Source organism: Kangiella sp. M94 (assembly GCF_054926195.1).
Map to the genome: position 1 here is coordinate 503871 of NZ_CM142903.1, position 18070 is coordinate 521940.

The following is an 18070-nucleotide window of genomic DNA, read 5'->3' on the forward strand; positions in this document are numbered from 1 at the left end:
GACTTGGAATTTTTAAGTGAATACGGTTTATTTTTATTAAAAACAGCCACTATTGCAGTGGTTATTATCATTATTATCAGCTTGCTGATTAGCGCAGGTCAAAGACAGCGTTCATCCAGTAAAGGCGATATCAAGGTAGTTAATCTTGGCGAAGCTATTAAAGATAATAGCCAGTCGATAAAGAATGAAATCCTGACAAATGCTGAGTATAAGCAACTTCTTAAAGAAGAGAAGGAGCGTGATAAGAAGCAGGAAAAGGACGCAAAGCAGAAGCTTAAACATGCTAAGAAATCGGCAGGTAAGGTAGCAGACGAACCTGTTGTTGCTATTGAGGCCTCTGATGATAAACCAGCAAGCGAAGAGGGTGATGTGGTTGCAGTTGATGGCGCTAGCGAGAGCCCGCAAAGGATGTATGTCATTGACTTTGAAGGTGATATTCATGCTTCGGGTGTCGAGTCATTGCGTGAAGAAGTTACCGCTATTTTAGCGACTGCCAATAAAAATGATCAGGTTATGATTCGTCTGGAAAGCCCTGGCGGTCTGGTGCACAGCTATGGCCTTGCTGCTTCGCAGTTGAAACGTATTCGGGACGCGGGTTTAAAGTTGACCATTAGCGTCGATGAGGTTGCCGCCAGTGGTGGCTATATGATGGCCTGTGTGGCTGATGAATTGATTGCCGCCCCTTTTGCGGTATTAGGCTCTATTGGCGTGGTTGCAGAAATTCCAAACTTTAACCGTTTATTGCAAAAAGCCAATATTGATTATGAGCAACACACTGCTGGCCAGCACAAGCGTACGCTAACCATGTTCGGTCAGAATACTACCGTTGCACGCGAGAAGTTTAAGCAGGAGCTTGAAGAAACGCATCAGTTGTTTAAAACCTTTATCCATGAAAATCGTCCAGATCTGGATCTGGATAAAGTGGCAACTGGCGAACACTGGTATGGTCGACAAGCCTTGGAACTTGGATTGGTGGATAAAATTCAAACCAGTGACGATGTTATTCTTGACGCTTTGAATAGCATGGATGTGTATGCCATTAAATATGAAGTCCGCAAGCCTCTTACAGAGCGTTTATCGGTTAATTTATATCAAGCTATGGATAAGTTCGTTCTGCGCTGGGTTCAGCGTTCATCACAAACTAATATCTTCAAATAAGTTGCGACGCTTTTATGGAGTTTGATTTTTGGGATAATTGCTGGGAGCGTGAGTCTCAGCCATTTCACTTGGCTGAGGCGCATACTTTTCTGGTCAAGTATGTGCAGCAGTATTTTTCCAGGGATGAAAAAATCCTAGTACCACTTTCCGGCAAATCCCTGGATTTAGTGTTCCTAGCTGAACAAGGCTATTATCCGATCGGTATTGAGTTTAACCCCAAAGCAGTCAATCGATTTATTCAAGAAAACCAACTGGAATTTGTGTCGCAATCTTTTCCTGCCGCCAAAGATCATCAATTAGTCCGTTATCATAATGACACCATCGAAGTGTGGCTGGCGGATTTTTTCGAAGTTACGCAAAATCATATAGGAAACTTTAAGCAAGTCTATGACAGAGCGGCATTTATTGCTTTGCCAGAAAGTATGCGCCAACCATACGCCAGGCATTTAAAAAGCTTATTGGCAGAGAATGCGACTATCCTTCTGGTCACCATGGATTATCAGCCTGATGAGATGTCAGGCCCCCCATTTCTCGTCACTTCGAATGAAATCAAACAGCAGTTTCCAGAAGGGAAAGTTGAAGAGCTGTGTCGTTGCAGCCTGCTAGACAGTCACCCGCGCTGGAAAGAACTTGAGCTAAGTCGTTTAGACGAAGTGTTATACAAAATTACTTTTTAATGATTATGAAAAATACTACCCCTTACGGACTTTGGCAGTCACCCATCTCTCCCGAAATGTTAGCCAGCAAATCAACACGCTATGGCCAGATGCAGTATATCAACGATGCTGTTTATTGGCTGGAGTCACGTCCGCACGAACAGGGACGTGGCGTCATAGTGCGTTCTCACAATGGAGAGCGAGAGGATGTGACACCAGAGGGTTTTAATGTGCGTACTCGCGTACACGAATATGCCGGTGGTGATTTCTGGGGTAGGGGTGAGCATTTACTTTTCGCCGATGATGCTAATCAACAGCTGTGTCTGCAAAACCTGACCACAAACAGCGTTGAGTTTATTACGCCAGAGCCTCCCATTAAGCGTAGTTTGCGTTACTGTGATGGCGAAGTGGCTCCCAACATGGCGTATACCGTTTGTGTGCATGAACGACATGAAGTGGATGAGGTCATTAATGAGCTGATTATGATTTCGTTGTCAGCACCTTTTACCAAGCACGTCATTGCCCAGGGTGCTGACTTTTACTCCAATCCACGAATTAGTCCCGACGGCAAACAGTTGTGCTGGATTAGCTGGAATCACCCGAATATGCCATGGGATCAAACTGAGCTGTGGTTAGCTGACATTTCTGACTCCGGCGACATTTCTAATCAATGCAAAGTTGCTGGTGGTGACAATGTTTCGGTCTATCACCCTTTCTGGTCGGCGGACAATCAGCTGTACTACGTAGCTGATCCAGAGGGCTGGTGGCATATTTACCGTTTAGGTTCTGAGCAGCCGGTGCATGACAAACTGGATATTGAGTTTGGTTTGCCACAGTGGGTGTTTGGTTGCCATACGGTGCAATGGCTTGATGACAAATCTTTGGTGGCTATTGGCACCAGAAAGGGCCAGCAGGCACTGTATCAAATCAGTCTTGAAACAGGTTCCGTCGAGCTGTTTAGCGATAACTGGACGGCGTTTAATGGCCAGATGGTTACTGGCGGTGATGCGCTGTATTTTATGGCAGCCAATCCGCAGACTGGAGAAGCGGTTTATCAGGTAAATATGCACAGTCGTAAAGCTGAGCAATTGACTGACAGTGATAGTGACCAGCTTTCAGAATATCTCTCTGTGCCGAAACATATCGAATTTCCAACTACTGGCGATCAAAAGGGCTATGGTTATTTTTATCCGCCGAAAAATCCTGAGTACCAGTCATCTGAAGGTGAAAAGCCACCCTTGATTGTTATGAGTCATGGCGGGCCAACCGGCATGACCGATAACGGTTTAAATCTGACCATTCAATATTGGACCAGCCGTGGCTTTGCAGTAGCAGATGTCAATTATCGTGGCAGCACCGGCTATGGTCGTGCCTATCGCGATAGCCTGAAAGGGCAATGGGGAATTCTGGATGTGGATGACTGCATTGCCATGGGGCAGTATCTGGCAAAGCAAGGCTTGGTAGATGGTTCAAGAATGGCGATTAGGGGTGGCTCAGCGGGCGGTTACACCACTTTGTGTGCGCTAACCTTCCATGACGTTTTCAAAGCCGGCATGAGCCGTTACGGCGTTGCTGAGCTGGTTTCACTGTCGCAGGACAGTCATAAGTTCGAAATTCGCTATCTGGATTCGGTCGTCGGGCCTTACCCCGAGTACGCAGACCTCTATCACGAGCGTTCGCCCGTCAACCATACAGAACTACTTTCTTGCCCAATTCTGATATTGCAAGGCTTAGAAGATAAGGTCGTTCCGCCTAATCAGGCGGAAGCAATGGTCAAAGCACTTGAAGAAAAAAGCTTGCCTTATGAGTACATTACCTTTGAAGGGGAAGGGCATGGTTTCAGAAAGCCTGAAACTATCATTAAAGCCTTTACTGCTGAGCTTGAGTTTTATCAGAAGTATCTGCTTTAATAATTAGGGAAGGATAGTTATTGAGTCTCGTGGGGGACTGACGAGGTTTGGTCAATTTCAAGATCATAGAATAGAGTGAAATAGCCATCCTCGGGCTCAAGTAGCAAGTCGACACTTAAGAGAAATTGTAGCGGTGAATCTTCGGTGTAAACAGTTTGAACGGATAGCTCAAACATTCCTTCTCGGTCTTTATCCTGCAAAACAGGGTGTTTTTGTAGCGCCTTGAACTGTTCGACTCCTTCCTCATCAAGTCGATACCAGCTAATATGCTCAACACTGTCGTCCTTGAACCAGTGTTTAACAGTCCTTATCTTTTCTTCCTCAAGCTTCTCCAGAGATAAGTATTGGTCAATGTAAGTTTCAGTGTCCTTGTAACTATATGTGAGTTGGTTTGCCTCTATAACGTTAGTTTTGGTATTGCTACGAACTCTGACTCGGACCTCTTCAGGGTTAAGCTGAATAAAATCTTCCTCATCAAAACTCGACATTTTAAGCATAGTGGATAAAGGCACATTAGAGCATGCCTGCAGGAGCAGAATATGGATAGTAACAATTAATAGCGCGCTTAACTTTTTATCCACTATGACTCCCTTGTGATTTTTACTTCTAAAGCCAGTATATTGCAGTCTTGAGACTTTAGCTTTACTTTGCGCCTTCTTTTTGTGCTTTTCCAATGTCAAATTCATGCTCATCAAGCAAGGTAAAGAAACCATCTTCCGGAGTTAAAAGCAGATCAACACTCATTAAGATTTGCTCAGGGACTTGATCACTAAACTCAAAGTTGACGGTGACTTTAAATTTCCCTTCGCGGTTCTTCGTTGTCATTAGAGGGTGTTGTTGAAGTATTTTAAATTTCTCTACTCCTTCTTCATCAAGCTGATACAGACTGGCATGCTCAAAACTGTCCTCAGAAAACCAGTGCTCTATAGTGTCTACATTTTCTTCTATCAGCTGCAATGAAAAACTTTCATCAAGAACGCCTTCGGGTCCCTGGTATTGGTAGCGCAGAACATTCTTCGTTATTGCGTTATGTTGAGTATTGCTGCGAACCTTAACGCGAACTTCCTCAGCAGTAAGTTCTGCGAAACTATGCTCATTAAAGCCAGACATTTTCATCATGGTGGATATAGGAATGCTGGAGCAGCCCTGCAGAAGAAAGATTAAAACTAAACTTTGAATGATGGCGGTAATTATTTTCTTCATCATTATTCCTTGTGAGGTTGATTATTGTATTGTTTGATAAAAAAAAGAGGTGGCAAGTGCCACCTCTGAATTATAGATATTCTTAATGAATGATCAATTAATCGTCAAACTCGGTGTGAATTTTTGGATGATTATAAACATCCTTATCCAGCTCATTTTCACTTTTGGCAACGATAACACTGACTGCGGCGTCACCAGTAATATTGACAGCGGTACGCGTCATATCGAGTAGTCGGTCAATACCCAGGATCATACCGATCGCTTCAACAGGCAAGTTAACCTGTAACAGTACCCCTTGGAGTAGAACTAAACCTACTCCAGGTACTCCAGCTGTACCGATTGAAGCTAGAGTCGCGGTAAGAACAACTGTGAGCAATTGAGCCATACTCAAATCGACACTGTAGGCCTGCGCAATAAATAAAGTGGCTATGCCTTGCATAATGGCGGTGCCATCCATATTGATGGTCGCACCAAGCGGTAAAGTGAAGGAATAAGTATTGCGGTGGACACCGAGGTTTTTTTCAACGCAACGCATGGTAACCGGCAGGGTAGCGTTACTGCTGGAAGTACCGAAGGCGGTAAGCATCGCTGGCCACATACCTTTGAAAAAGTTAATGGGATTGAGGCGAGCCAGAAAAGTTACTAATATCCCGTAAGTGAATAGTGCATGGATTATTAATCCAGCAATAACTAGTCCGAAATAGTATCCAAGTCCACCTATCAACTTCTCGAATGGGAACGTTGCAAAGGTTTCAGCTATTAGACAGAACACACCATATGGCGCGAAGCGCATAATGATATTAACTAGCTCCATCACCACCTTATTGACATCGTTAAACCAGTTTCCGATACGCTTACCTTTTTCGCCGGACATAGTTATTGCTAAACCAATTAAGATGGCAAATATAATGATTTGTAGCATGTTGGCAGTAACCATGGCTTCAAATGCATTGGTTGGGATGATGTTTATTAGTACTTCTATAAGTGGTGGCTTATCGCTGGCGTCAAAGTTTGCATCACCTACCGGCATACCAACACCGGGTTTGAATATTGAGGCTAGTGTTAAAGCTCCTGTTAAAGCAATTGAGGTTGTAAGTAGATAAAGGCCGATAGATTTCAAACTGAGCTTTCCCAGCTTTGAAGGGTCAGCCAGGGAACTAACACCGCATACCAGTGACACCAGTACCAGCGGAACCATAAGCATTTTTAAGGCATTGATAAACCAGCTTCCGCCAACTTCAAAGATTCCATTCACAAAATAAGTGTAAGCCCAGCTATCATTCTGGATAGCAGAGCAAGCATCTTTAGAAACATCTTTTGCGCATTGATAGTCGCCAAACTGTAGGAAGAGTACACCAACCAGCGCACCGGCAACCATAAAGATAAGGATCTTTAAACTAAGATTCATAATTATTAGCCCGATTTTCGAATAGTGGAACTCTAAGCGATTGGCATAAAAACTGCAAATTTAGTGTTGACTGCTTATGATTACAGGTGTAATCTTGATTTTAGATTACAGGTGTAATCATAAATAACACAGACTGATGTGAGTAAAGTATGTCGATCAGAGTGAGTGAAGCAGAAAAGAATGTTATGGATATTCTGTGGCAGGAATCTCCATTAACCAGTACCGAAGTGGTTGAAAGACTTCAATCACAGGACTGGAGTGAAAAGACAGTTAAAACCTTTCTTAATCGTTTGGTTAAGAAGGGAGTTGTGACTTTCCAGAAAGACGGTCGTCGCTATTTGTATTCTCCCGCCATAGAGCGTGATGAGTTCCTGGCTGACGAAAGTGAGAGTTTTCTGGATAAAATGTTTAAGGGCAATATGAAAGAATTGCTTGCTACTTTCGTTGATAATAAACAGTTATCAAAGGATGAGCTGGATTATTTAAAAGGCTTGCTCAATGACAAGGAGAGTGGCGATGTTAAGTGATCTTAAAATGAACAGTTGGCTGGATGCTTTCTGGCATTTTAATCTCGACTTAAGTGTTATTGTCCTAACTGTCCTGATCGTTCGATTTTTTATTCGAAAAACCACTAAAAGTTATAATTCATATTTGCTCTGGCTAGCGATTCCGGTTGGTTTTGTTGTCGCCAAAATCATTGCATCCATTGATTTTAGTGGCGCAAGCTCCGATTACATTGGACAGGCCGTATCAGTCATGATTGCGCGGCCTGTGGAAACCCTGCAGAACTATTGGTGGCTTGGAGCATTATGGTTATCCGGTACAACGCTATTGCTATTAAGGCTGATTATTCAGCACATAGAACTGAGAAAAGATCTAAGAAAAATTGAAAGACCGCTTGATGAGCTGCCAGGTATTCATTTAATAAGTAATAGATACCGTGTAATTGCCGTAGAACATAAAGAAATGTCGCCAGCAGTTTATGGCTTCGTCAAACCTACCATATATTTTCCGATTCATGTTGCACATAAGCTCTCCGTGCAGCAGATTCAATTAATTATTGAGCATGAAGAGCAACACATCAAACAAAAGCACTTATGGCTAAATTTGCTGTGGGATGTGCTGGTCTGTATTGGTTGGTTTAATCCACTCATTTATATTGCTCGAAAAAATTTCAGGCATGATCAGGAATTATTTTGTGACTACTTGGTGCTCAATAAAGGCAATCAATCACGAACTAAAGATTATGGTCATGCGCTACTATCAACAGTTTCTGCCACTCACTCTGTAAGTCTACTTTGCTCATGGAAGGTTTTTAACCAACTTGAGGAAAGAATTATGAATATAACAGAACCGTTAAACAAAACCGGTAAGGTAATCATGACATTAGGCGCAGCCTTTGTTTTGAGCTGCTGTGCCGTCTATGCTGCGAATAAGGAGCCAAAACAAGAGCGTATTGTAACCACTGAAAACATAGTCATTGATGATGAAGGAAACAAAAAAGTTGTTATCGAATTTAGTGAAGGTGATGGTATTACCTATCTACAGGAAAATGACAACTACTACATCCTTGAAGGTGCCAATAAACGACCAATGACTGAAAAGGAGCGCAAAGAGTTTGAACAAAAACATCAAGAAGCTCAAAAGCACTTAATGGAAACAGAGCAAGAATTAATTCTTGTCGAGAAAGAGCTTGAGAATGCTCATAGAGTATTAGTAATGCACGAAGATGAGATCGAGAATGTCCATCTCGAAATCGAAAAAGCCCATGAGGCTTTGGAGAAAGCCCAAAAAGAAATTGAAGTAGAATTCAACAAAGGGGAGATTTCCAAAGAAGAAATGGAGCAGGCTAGAAACGCCATCATGAAAGCCAAGGAAGAAATGTCTAGCGACAAGATGAAGAAGAGCATCCAAGTTGACATGGAGCGAGCTAGAGCCGAGATGGAAAAAGCGCGTGCTGATATCGAGAGTCAACGACAGGAAATCATTATTATGCGAGAGTCATCGGATGCTGAGAAAGGTTCTCATAGAGTATTCAGGATAGGTGATAAAGAAATAGTTGACGAAGAGAATAAACAAATCCGAGTGATGAAATGGACAAATGATGATGGTAAGGTTTTTTCAACCAAAAACGGAAACTTCATGGTTCTTGAGGATGGAAAAGAACGTGAAATGACGAAAGAGGAAAAGGTGTTATTTGAGAAGAAAATGCGCACTATTCCAAAACCAGAGATGCCACGTATCCCACCGCAGCCTAAAGAACCACCGCCACCAAAAAGTGCTGCAAAAGCAAAAGAGGCAGAAGTTGCGGTTTTCACTGTACCGCCACAGTATCCCAAAGTAGCAGCAGAAAAGGGAATTGAAGGGCATGTAACATTTAAATTTGATGTCGATAAAAATGGTAAACCATTAAATATTCGTGTTCATGAATCAGTTCCGGAAGGTATTTTTGATGAAGTGGCGATGAATGCTATTCAGCAATGGGAGTTTGTAGAAAGAAATCATGGTAAGAAAGATCTGAAGTATATGATTAAGTTTGATCTAGGGCAAAGTGAAGCGACCAAGCCACCTCAGCCACAAAAGCCTGAGCAATCAAAAGCAGCCAAGAATGAAGCTAGCAATAAACTTGAGCAGCTATTAACTTTTAAACTTCATGTTAACTCAAAGTCTGAAAGTGCACTTGATAAGCTTGTGAAGGATGAAGTTCAAGGTTGCTAATTAAAAAGTAAGAGTAGTCCATAAAAAAGCCCGCGATTTGCGGGCTTTTTTGTGTTTGAGGCTTTTTAAACCATCTGGAAAGGATAAACCGAGCCCAGATTTAAAATCTTGGTTAATTCGTCCAACGCCATACGTGACTCGTTTAACAGGCTTGGATCTGCTAAATCATCTTCGGTTAGCGTATCGCGATAATGTTTTTCAACCCAGGCGTTAAGTGTGGCGAACAGATCATCATTCATAATGACATTCTGATTCATGGCGCTAACTTCAGTTTCATTCAGCACGATGCGCTGACGTAAACAGGCAGGGCCGCCACCATTTTGCATGGATTGTTTTACATCAAAGATTTTAACTTCGCTAATAGGCGTATCCTGATCGACTAACCAATCCAGGTATTCTTTAACCGCAGGAACGGACTCGCATTCTCCGGGGGCGATAATCGCCATTTTACCATCCGGCAAAGTCACCAGTTGGCTGTTAAAGAGATATGACTTAACCGCATCTTCAACTGACACGTCATTGTTGCCCACTTCAACCACATGGAACTCTTCACCATCGAATGCACGTTCAAGATCAGTGTAGACCTGCATCTGATTTAAGAAGGCTTTCTGGTGCGCGAACAATACATTGCCATTGCCCACGGAAATCACGTCATTATGGAACACGCCTTTGTCAATAACATGCGGGTTCTGTTGAGCGAAGACTACATTGTCGCTGTCTAGCATATGAAGGCGTGCAACGGCCTGCGAAGCCTCAAAAGTTTGGCGTGCTGGATACTTATGTGGAGCAGGCTTGCTGTCATCAAAAGCGTACTTACCATAAACGAAGAAGTGTAACCCTTTTTTGCCATAGCCCTTGTCGCTGTTTACATCTACAAATCTTGTATGATTCGCAGCGCCTTCATCACCGAAGTGATCGCCCATTGGCAGAGCAGGGTGGTGTACAAAATGATTCTCGTCTTTGAACATGGCCTGCAATACTCGACCAGTGGTTGAGTGTTCAATCGAACGATGAAATTTATTGGCTAGATTAGCCGGGGTAAAATGAACCTTCTCATCGGCAGTATCGCTTGAAGGAGCCATGGTGCAGGCATTAGCTGTCCACATGCTGGACGCCGAGCTACAGGCTGCCAGTATTTTAGGAGCCTGTTTGGCGGCTTTGATGATGACCTGCGCATCGGTACCGGTAAAACCTAATTGGCGTAGTGTAGCCATATCTGGGCGCTCCATCGGTGCAATGACGCCTTGCTTTAAGCCCAGGTCATGCAGCGCCTTCATTTTCTGCAAACCTTGCTTAGCCGCTTCTTTTGGCTTGGCAATCAAGTTTGCGTTGGAAGTCGAGGCAACGTTGCCCACTGATAAACCGGCATAGTTATGAGTTGGGCCAACCAGTCCATCAAAATTAAATTCGTAAGCCATATTCTTATTAGTGCTCATTTATAGAGATACTCCAGGCGTTAGCGCTTCAGGCATGACACAGGCAGGGTTTTCAATCGAAGCCACCGGGTAGGCGCAGTAATCAGCAGCATAGTATGCGCTCGGACGATGGTTGCCTGAGTTACCGATACCGCCAAATGGCGCGGCGCTTGATGCACCGGTTAATTGGTTATTCCAGTTAACGATGCCGGCGCGGATGCGACGATAGAATGTATCGTACTGTGCTTGGTCATCGCTGAATAAACCGGCTGATAGACCAAAGCGAGTGTTATTGGCTTCTGCAATGGCGCTTTCGAAATCATCGTAACGATAGACCTGTAGAATCGGCCCGAAGAATTCTTCGTCTTCGTGTGGTACGTCAGTGACTTCCAATAGAGCCGGACTGACAAAACCGGTACCTTCTTTTATGTGCTCCATTTTGACCAGAGCTTTGGCGCCTTTATCGAGCAGGTTTTGCTGAGCGCGCACTAAATCTTTGGCGGCTTTTTCCGAAACCACGGGTCCCATGAACGGTTTATTTTCATCGTTATAATGACTGACGCGAATGTTTTTGACTGCTTCGGTGAGCATTTCGATGAACTGATCGCCTTGTGCTGTTTTGGGGACAAACAGGCGACGCGCACAAGTACAACGTTGGCCTGCAGATATATAAGCCGATTGAATGGTGTGATAAACGGCAGCTTTCAAGTCTTTAACATCGCCCAGAATGAGTGGGTTGTTGCCACCCATTTCCAGTGCCATAACCTTCCCAGGTTGTCCACCAACCTGTTTATGCAATAGCTTGCCGACCGTTTCGCTGCCGGTGAATAAAAGGCCGTCCACATGTGGGTGGCTGGCAAGTGCAATACCGGTATTGACTTCGCCTTGCACTAAATTAATAACGCCTTCAGGTAAGCCAGCTTTTTGCCATAATTTCACCGTTAACTCGGCAACTGCTGGGGTTAACTCACTTGGTTTAAATACAATAGTGTTACCAGCAATCAGCGCTGGAACAATGTGGCCATTCGGTAAATGACCGGGGAAATTGTATGGACCGAAAACTGCTAACACACCGTGTGGTTTATGGCGAGTGGCAGCAATACCAGCGCCCATCTCGGCTTCTTTCACGCCGGTACGCTCATGGTAGGCGCGAATCGAAATATCAATTTTACCGGCCATAGCGCCGGCTTCGGTTAACGTTTCCCAAAAAGGTTTGCCCGTTTCTTTAGCAATCAGCTCAGCAAGCTCTTCTTTATGATCTTTTAGTTGCTGCTCAAAACTTTTCATGATGGCAATACGCTCATCCAATGACTTCTGGCTCCAGTCCCAGCCAGCTTTCTGTGCGGCTTCAATCGCTTGGCCCACTTGTTCTTCAGTGGCTGCGTTACCTTGCCAGATGGCTTCGCCATTGGCTGGGTTAATTGAGCTAAAGTTGTCGCCTTGACCTGCGAGCCATTGATTGTTGATCATTAAGTTCTTGTGAGCTTTTTGAGTCATAGTAAAAAACACCTGTTGTAAATTCGATTAACGTTTGTTGCGTAAGCTTGCTGCGCGAACGGTATCGCCTTCTTTGACCTGTAATTGATCGAGAACGTCCTGACCGACTATGAGTTCGTCCGTATCAATGCGGGTTTCAAACACGGTAGTGCGGAACTCTTGCAGACGACGATTGCTGATCATGATGGATTCAGTTTCGCCTTCAGGTTTGCCCACACGGATGGGCATTAGGCGACTGGCGCGATAAGTCTTAATTTGATCTTTGGGTACTTCAATGGTGGGGCCAGCATCAAAAATATCCACATAATTTTGATAACGGAAACCTTCGCGCTTGAGCATGGCAAGCGCAGGGCGAGTATCCGGATGTACCTGACCGATTACCTGGCGGGCATCTTCCGACAACATGTCCACATAAATGGGGTGTTGCGGCATCAGTTCAGCGATGAACTGGTTACTGCCTAATCCGCTTATGGCATCCGCCTTAGCAAAATCCATGGTGAAAAAACGACGCCCTAATGACTCCCAGAATGGCGAGCGACCCTGGCCATCACTGAAACCACGCATCTCGGCAATGACCTTATCGGAAAATCGTTGCGGAAAATCTGCCATGAATAAAAAGCGAGACTTCGCCAGCAGACGGCCATTAATGCCGCCGCGATAATCAGGAGAAAGGTAGAGGGTGGCAATTTCAGTTGCGCCCGTGTAGTCATTACAGAGCACTAAAATTTTATGCTTGTTATAAATACCCAGATCATGGCTGGTATTCACAACGGTACTTAACTTGTAGGTATAAAAGGCTTCGTCCATACCGACGGCTGCCACTAACGCACAAGTACCGACGACCTTGCCGGTAGTCTCGTCTTCCAGCACAAAGAAGTAATATTCTGGCCCAGGCTCAACAATATCGCGGCTAATGGCATCCACTGAGTTCTTAATCTTGTCTTCGATGCGAACCGGGTCATTGGGCAAGGTTGTCAGGCCGGTTCCGGCGCTGGCAGCCAATGCTAAAATATCTTGTAAATCAGTATGTTGAGCTGGTCTGATAACCATGATTGAAAGTCCTGAATTCCTTAAAATGTAGCTTTGACTGGCGACACTGAAGCCTAAGCGGTTGATGATAATAGGAAATCTCACCACAGAAAGGAAGTGCCAGTTTGTAATATAAGAGACTTGTACGACCTGTCAGCCCTTTGAAATCAAGCGAAAGTTGAGCCAAACACTGGTACAGGGGTGGAATTTTAGCAGAAAAAAGGACATGATACCGACCTATTTCATTTGACTCATATTCACAGGGAACCAGGTTGGCCAACAGACCCTGGCCCTGTCACAAGCTAAGGTGATTTATGTCTGACAATTCTGCACATTCAAATTATACTCGCGCGACCTTTGATGAGGTGATGGTGCCTAACTACAACCCAGCGACTATCATTCCGGAGCGTGGCGATGGTTCGCGTGTCTGGGATCAAGACGGTAATGATTATGTGGATTTTGCTGGTGGTATTGCGGTAACCGCCCTGGGTCATAATCATCCTGCGTTAGTCAAAGCTCTTAAAGACCAGGCCGATAAGATCTGGCATTTGAGTAACGTTTTTACCAACAAACCAGCGTTGGAACTGGCAGACAAACTGACCAAAGCGACATTTGCCGATAAAGTTTTCTTTGCTAACTCTGGCGGCGAAGCCAACGAAGCGGCATTTAAATTAGTGCGTAAATACGCGCATGACAACTTTGGCCCAGAAAAAAGTGAAATCATTTCATTCAAACAATCCTTCCATGGTCGTACCTTATTTACCGTCTGTGTCGGCGGTCAACCGAAATACACCGAAGGTTTTGAACCATTGCCAGGTGGCATTTCACATGCGGAATACAACAACCTGCAATCGTTAGAAGCGATTATTTCAGACAAAACCTGTGCCGTTGTGATGGAGCCAGTGCAAGGCGAGGGCGGTATCGTTCCTGCCACTGAAGAATTCGTTAAAGGCGTGCGCGCGCTATGCGATAAACACAATGCATTGCTAGTGTTTGATGAAGTGCAAACTGGTGTAGGCCGTACCGGTCAGTTGTATGCTTACATGGGCATGGGCGTGACTCCAGACATTTTAACTACTGCTAAAGCAATGGGCGGCGGCTTCCCAATCGGTGCCATGCTAACGACTAGCAAAATTGCAGCTAGCTTCATGCCTGGAACACACGGCAGTACTTATGGTGGTAACCCATTAGGTTGTGCCGTATCCAATGCGGTTTTCGATACCATCAACACACCTGAAATGTTGCAATCAGTACTCGATAAATCAGCCAAAATCGTTGCCCGCCTTGAAGAAATCGGCAAGAAATACGACGTCTTCTCAAGTGTGCGTGGCCGCGGTTTATTGTTAGGTGCAGTGCTTAACGAAAAATGGCAAGGCAAAGCCCGTCAATTCATCGAAGCCGGTTGGCAGCATGGTGTTATGGTATTGGTAGCAGGCATGAACGTAGTACGTTTCGCGCCAGCACTGAACATCACTGACGAAGAAATTGAAGACGGCTTAAACCGCTTTGAAAAAGCAGTCGCCTCAATTGCTTAATTAAAAAGCTCTATAGACAAACCTCTAAAGAAGAAGCCCCGAACAGTCGGGGCTTTTTTGTATTTACTTGAAGCTTTAAAACTTTCCCAGCCTTTGTAAATTTATACTTATTTCATTGCTGGTATAACCTTCATTAAGTGACGTGAAGTGGTAGTCATAGAAACTCAATAATGGATTAAGTGCCAATTTAAATTCAACTTGTTCTGTATTATTAATACAAATAACTATATCTTCATCAAGTATTAAAATCGGTTTGTGCTCTTTCGTCGTTGTATATTCTATGTTGACCTTAATCTTGTAAGGTTGTTGGGGTGAAATCACTACTTCTCTATAAGAAACTTGATCTAATTTAGGCGAAATGAATGGCCTGCTGCAGGTATCATGATCAGAAATTGGGAATACAAAATCACTTAGTCTATTTGGGATTTTTATGCTGATATTTTCCTCTGACTTTAATATCAATTCATACTGATTTGTTTGGTTGTATTGAATTGTTGACGATTCGGGTGATAAATAAGCAAAAGCATCATAATCACTACACGAAACTAAAAGGACAGATAAAAGATATACTAGTATTCTCATGGATGAGACAGCTCCTTATTGAAAACTAAAAAGAGCTGAGGCATTGGCATGTTTTCCATTAATCGAGCCAATATTGGCCTTTAACATCGATAGTATCGACACCGGGATTAACTATTTCTTTAGAAATATTAAAGCTTAAGTTTTTTAGCTGTTCCGTTTCTAGATATTCTCGAATTAATGTTTCTGTTAAATTTACTTTTTCCTCACAAGAAGATTTATATTGCAGGTACAAACCAGCAATTTCATTATTCTTGTATTTGGGTGCAGTTGCGGCCAAGCCTATTGCCCCATCTAGTATTGCTTGCCCAGTGGCATCAATTAGGGCATTTCTGTCATCGACGTTACCTTCTATCTCTAATAAAACAATGCATTGGCTTCTAGAATATTTTTCGTCGGTTTTGCTCATGTCACATCCAAAGGAAAGCGTGCACAAAACTAATACTACAATTCTTTTCATTCTTTTCTCCCAAGCTTCAGATTTTATAATCCTTCGTACAATACTAGCAGTAAGTCGTTGACAGATCATATTTGTTAGATTAGCTAATCATACACATACACCTTGGGTTGTAACCACAACAAATTGATCCCGATCAATAAAAAGCAAACTGATGAGTTGCTGGGTTGTAACCATTGATCCAGGTCAAGCTTTCATATCGTAAGTGGATTATCTTTGTTGCGTCTTAAACAAAGAAGGAAATTCACCATGAAACAACTTATCAAATCAGCAACTGCTTTAGCGGTTGGCGCGGTATTGTCTTTAACGGCTGTTGGTGCTTTGGCCCACAAAGAAGGCGATTTCATTGTGCGCCTCGGTGCGGCGCATGTTAGCCCTAATGATGACAGCTCTAACGTGTTGGGTGCGAATGATGGCGTCACCGTTGATTCGGCAATTGGAGTCGGTTTTAGCGGCACCTGGATGCTGAGCGATAACTGGGGTTTGGAAGTTTTAGCGGCATTACCCTTCAAGCATGATATTAATGGTTCTGGAGATTTAGCGGGTTTACCGATTGGTGAAACTAAACACTTACCACCTACTGTTTCGTTCCAGTACTACCCAGAGTTTGGCACTGATGATTTCAGCCCTTACTTTGGTCTTGGCGTTAATTACACCAAATTCTTTGATGAGAAAGCTTCCTCTGAATTAAAAACTGCGTTGGGTACAAACGACGTTCAGCTTGAGCTTGACGATTCGTTTGGATTGGCTGGTCAAATGGGTGCCGACTGGAAAATCAGCGACGGCTTCTACTTCAACACAGGGGTTTGGTATGTTGATATTGACACTGAAGCAACGGTTAAAGTTGATGGCGCAACGGCTACCACCGTTGATGTACAAATCGACCCTTGGGTTGTGATGGTTGGCTTTGCCTGGCAATTCTAGGTAGTTCGTAATTGATGTCACCGTCCCTAGGAAACTAGTTGCGGTGACATCTTAATTAAACTCAATAATTGGGTTCCATAGGAGCGTACGTATCAATGACACAGTTAGGGTCATCAGGTCTTGTTTTTTGATGTTGTTGATATTGTGGGTGATAAGCTTTTTGGCCACTTTCTGCCACAACTTCACCAGTTTCATGTTCATGCACAACTTGACTCATATAAAGGTCGGCACAGCTGTAAAATACATGTTTTGGCCCCAAGTATGACTCAATAACCCGCAATCCCCAATCATTAACATGATAATGATAACAACTGCCAGAAGTTGGAGTAGAATTATGTCCAGCTTCTGTTGGTGCATTAATTGTAAGGCATAGAACGGATACTAGAATGAAAGTAATTTTTGAAAGCTTCAGCTTGGTGTTTAACATTACATGCTCCTTTGATGTTATTAATTGCTATGTTATTTGAATCAGATTGCCAAGATTAATTGATAGCCAATCGGCAAAACTAAATTTAATAGTCTGGCTCAGTGTGTGTATTTGTATCAATCACACAATTTGGATCGTCTACACGATGCATTAATTCAGACACGTAAGACTCGGTGCCATATTTGTCTCTTACTATACCAGTGGAATGTTGCTCATGAATTTTATCCATAATTTTAGAGCTGCCCTCACATGTTTCCCATAAATAGATGAATCCTAACCTTGCTGTCTTACCAGTAGCGAGATCTGTGTGATAGCAATTTTTCCAGCCTATAGTTTCTGCAGATACAGGGGATGTTGTGAATAATGTGGAACAAAGAGTAGTGGTAAGGATTGCTGCTAAAGCTAAGTATGATTTTTTCAAAATGAAGGTTCCTTTATTATTTAAAGTTTGCAGAAGATATTATATGAAACACTAATGAGTCAACGACTATACAGGGATTTGTCCTTAATTTAATAGAACCAGTCCTAATTTATAAAGTGGGTAATAATTACTGATAAAACAATAGGTTAAGCATGTCCTTAAATTGGTTTTTTTGGTCCTTTGAGTAACACATACAGCTTTAAGAATCCTCTATTCTATGTGGCGTCACAAATGAATAGCTCGTTAGTGACGCAATAACAATTACTTAATTAAGAGGATTAAAAAATGAAACTAAATTTATTGACAGGTATAGCATCTGTTTCAGCGTTGACATTAGGTCTGTCAGTATCAGCAATGGCAAATAATTATTCTGTTCAATCATCATCAAGCTTAAGTAATGCTGCGGCTGCTTGTTACATTGATACACCTGCCTGGGATGAGGCAACTGCTGATCGTTGTTTTGGTTCTACCTATACTATCAACGGAGATTCAACAGCAGTTTTCTCTGTACTGGGTATCAATCAATCATCTGGACAATTCAATGTCCAATACTTGGACAATAGCTGTGATTCAATTATGAATACTACCCAGGAAGGAAAAGTTTGCCTTAGAGCAATTAGCCCAGGTCAGAAGCTAACTCAAAGAGTTAGAGTAATTGATAACTATACTGGCCAAAGTGTTGTTTTAGATGCAGTAGCAAACTACCGAGTCTTCTAAGGCGTTTGATAAGAAT

Annotated in this window: 18 protein-coding genes; 8 read left to right on the forward strand and 10 right to left on the reverse strand. The window is 43.1% G+C overall.

Features of this window, described 5'->3' with window-relative positions; genetic code table 11:
• The first annotated feature begins 3 nt into the window (after window positions 1-3).
• From sohB to ACYTXU_RS02450, 3 genes are read left to right on the forward strand one after another with little or no spacing between them, the layout of a single operon-like run.
• Entirely contained in the window at window positions 4-1158 is a 1155-nt protein-coding gene (sohB, locus tag ACYTXU_RS02440; protein ID WP_462208086.1) for a protease SohB, read from the forward strand.
• A 14-nt stretch (window positions 1159-1172) separates the two neighbouring features.
• Window positions 1173-1835 (forward strand): thiopurine S-methyltransferase, encoded by a 663-nt coding sequence (gene tmpT / locus ACYTXU_RS02445; RefSeq protein ID WP_462208088.1) that lies wholly within the window; start codon window positions 1173-1175, stop codon window positions 1833-1835.
• 5 nt (window positions 1836-1840) lie between these two features.
• The gene (locus ACYTXU_RS02450) at window positions 1841-3724 is read left to right on the forward strand and encodes a S9 family peptidase (protein WP_462208090.1); all 1884 of its coding nucleotides are present in this window, start codon (window positions 1841-1843) and stop codon (window positions 3722-3724) included.
• Window positions 3725-3741: 17 nt separating this feature from the next.
• Here the strand turns inward: ACYTXU_RS02450 and ACYTXU_RS02455 are convergent, their stop codons facing one another.
• From ACYTXU_RS02455 to ACYTXU_RS02465, 3 genes are all read right to left on the reverse strand, one after another.
• Entirely contained in the window at window positions 3742-4305 is a 564-nt protein-coding gene (locus tag ACYTXU_RS02455) for a hypothetical protein (RefSeq protein ID WP_462208091.1), read from the reverse strand.
• Between the two features lie 61 nt (window positions 4306-4366).
• On the reverse strand, window positions 4367-4930 hold the full coding sequence (locus ACYTXU_RS02460) for a hypothetical protein (protein ID WP_462208092.1): 564 nt from the start codon (window positions 4928-4930) through the stop codon (window positions 4367-4369).
• A 94-nt stretch (window positions 4931-5024) separates the two neighbouring features.
• Window positions 5025-6335, reverse strand: a complete 1311-nt coding sequence (locus ACYTXU_RS02465; protein ID WP_462208094.1) for a dicarboxylate/amino acid:cation symporter — start codon at window positions 6333-6335, stop codon at window positions 5025-5027.
• 149 nt (window positions 6336-6484) lie between these two features.
• Here ACYTXU_RS02465 and ACYTXU_RS02470 point away from each other — a divergent pair, with 149 nt between their 5' ends.
• On the forward strand, window positions 6485-6862 hold the full coding sequence (locus ACYTXU_RS02470) for a BlaI/MecI/CopY family transcriptional regulator (RefSeq protein ID WP_462208095.1): 378 nt from the start codon (window positions 6485-6487) through the stop codon (window positions 6860-6862).
• The gene (locus ACYTXU_RS02475) at window positions 6852-9053 is read left to right on the forward strand and encodes a TonB family protein (RefSeq protein ID WP_462208096.1); all 2202 of its coding nucleotides are present in this window, start codon (window positions 6852-6854) and stop codon (window positions 9051-9053) included. The genes ACYTXU_RS02470 and ACYTXU_RS02475 overlap by 11 nt, the downstream gene beginning before the upstream one ends.
• A gap of 65 nt (window positions 9054-9118) precedes the next feature.
• Here the strand turns inward: ACYTXU_RS02475 and astB are convergent, their stop codons facing one another.
• The 3 genes from astB to astA are packed head-to-tail and all read right to left on the reverse strand — an operon-like array spanning window position 9119 to window position 13015.
• Entirely contained in the window at window positions 9119-10489 is a 1371-nt protein-coding gene (gene astB, locus ACYTXU_RS02480) for an N-succinylarginine dihydrolase (protein WP_462208098.1), read from the reverse strand.
• Window positions 10490-11965, reverse strand: a complete 1476-nt coding sequence (gene astD / locus ACYTXU_RS02485) for a succinylglutamate-semialdehyde dehydrogenase (protein WP_462208100.1) — start codon at window positions 11963-11965, stop codon at window positions 10490-10492.
• A 27-nt stretch (window positions 11966-11992) separates the two neighbouring features.
• Window positions 11993-13015: an arginine N-succinyltransferase gene (astA, locus tag ACYTXU_RS02490; protein ID WP_462208102.1), complete on the reverse strand. Its 1023-nt coding sequence runs from the start codon at window positions 13013-13015 to the stop codon at window positions 11993-11995.
• Between the two features lie 293 nt (window positions 13016-13308).
• Here astA and ACYTXU_RS02495 point away from each other — a divergent pair, with 293 nt between their 5' ends.
• Entirely contained in the window at window positions 13309-14529 is a 1221-nt protein-coding gene (locus tag ACYTXU_RS02495; protein WP_462208103.1) for an aspartate aminotransferase family protein, read from the forward strand.
• A 75-nt stretch (window positions 14530-14604) separates the two neighbouring features.
• Here ACYTXU_RS02495 and ACYTXU_RS02500 read toward each other — a convergent pair whose 3' ends face one another.
• Both ACYTXU_RS02500 and ACYTXU_RS02505 read right to left on the reverse strand, forming a co-directional pair.
• Window positions 14605-15111, reverse strand: coding sequence for a hypothetical protein (locus ACYTXU_RS02500; RefSeq protein WP_462208104.1), 507 nt, complete (start codon window positions 15109-15111; stop codon window positions 14605-14607).
• Between the two features lie 58 nt (window positions 15112-15169).
• The gene (locus ACYTXU_RS02505; RefSeq protein WP_462208105.1) at window positions 15170-15568 is read right to left on the reverse strand and encodes a hypothetical protein; all 399 of its coding nucleotides are present in this window, start codon (window positions 15566-15568) and stop codon (window positions 15170-15172) included.
• Between the two features lie 246 nt (window positions 15569-15814).
• Here ACYTXU_RS02505 and ACYTXU_RS02510 point away from each other — a divergent pair, with 246 nt between their 5' ends.
• The gene (locus ACYTXU_RS02510) at window positions 15815-16489 is read left to right on the forward strand and encodes an OmpW/AlkL family protein (protein ID WP_462208107.1); all 675 of its coding nucleotides are present in this window, start codon (window positions 15815-15817) and stop codon (window positions 16487-16489) included.
• Window positions 16490-16550: 61 nt separating this feature from the next.
• On the opposite strand, the gene ACYTXU_RS02515 is transcribed toward ACYTXU_RS02510, so the two are convergent.
• On the reverse strand, window positions 16551-16916 hold the full coding sequence (locus ACYTXU_RS02515; RefSeq protein ID WP_462208108.1) for a hypothetical protein: 366 nt from the start codon (window positions 16914-16916) through the stop codon (window positions 16551-16553).
• Between the two features lie 85 nt (window positions 16917-17001).
• On the reverse strand, window positions 17002-17337 hold the full coding sequence (locus tag ACYTXU_RS02520) for a hypothetical protein (protein ID WP_462208109.1): 336 nt from the start codon (window positions 17335-17337) through the stop codon (window positions 17002-17004).
• A 285-nt stretch (window positions 17338-17622) separates the two neighbouring features.
• Between ACYTXU_RS02520 and ACYTXU_RS02525 the strand changes: the two genes are divergently transcribed.
• On the forward strand, window positions 17623-18054 hold the full coding sequence (locus ACYTXU_RS02525) for a hypothetical protein (RefSeq protein WP_462208111.1): 432 nt from the start codon (window positions 17623-17625) through the stop codon (window positions 18052-18054).
• Window positions 18055-18070 lie beyond the last annotated feature (16 nt).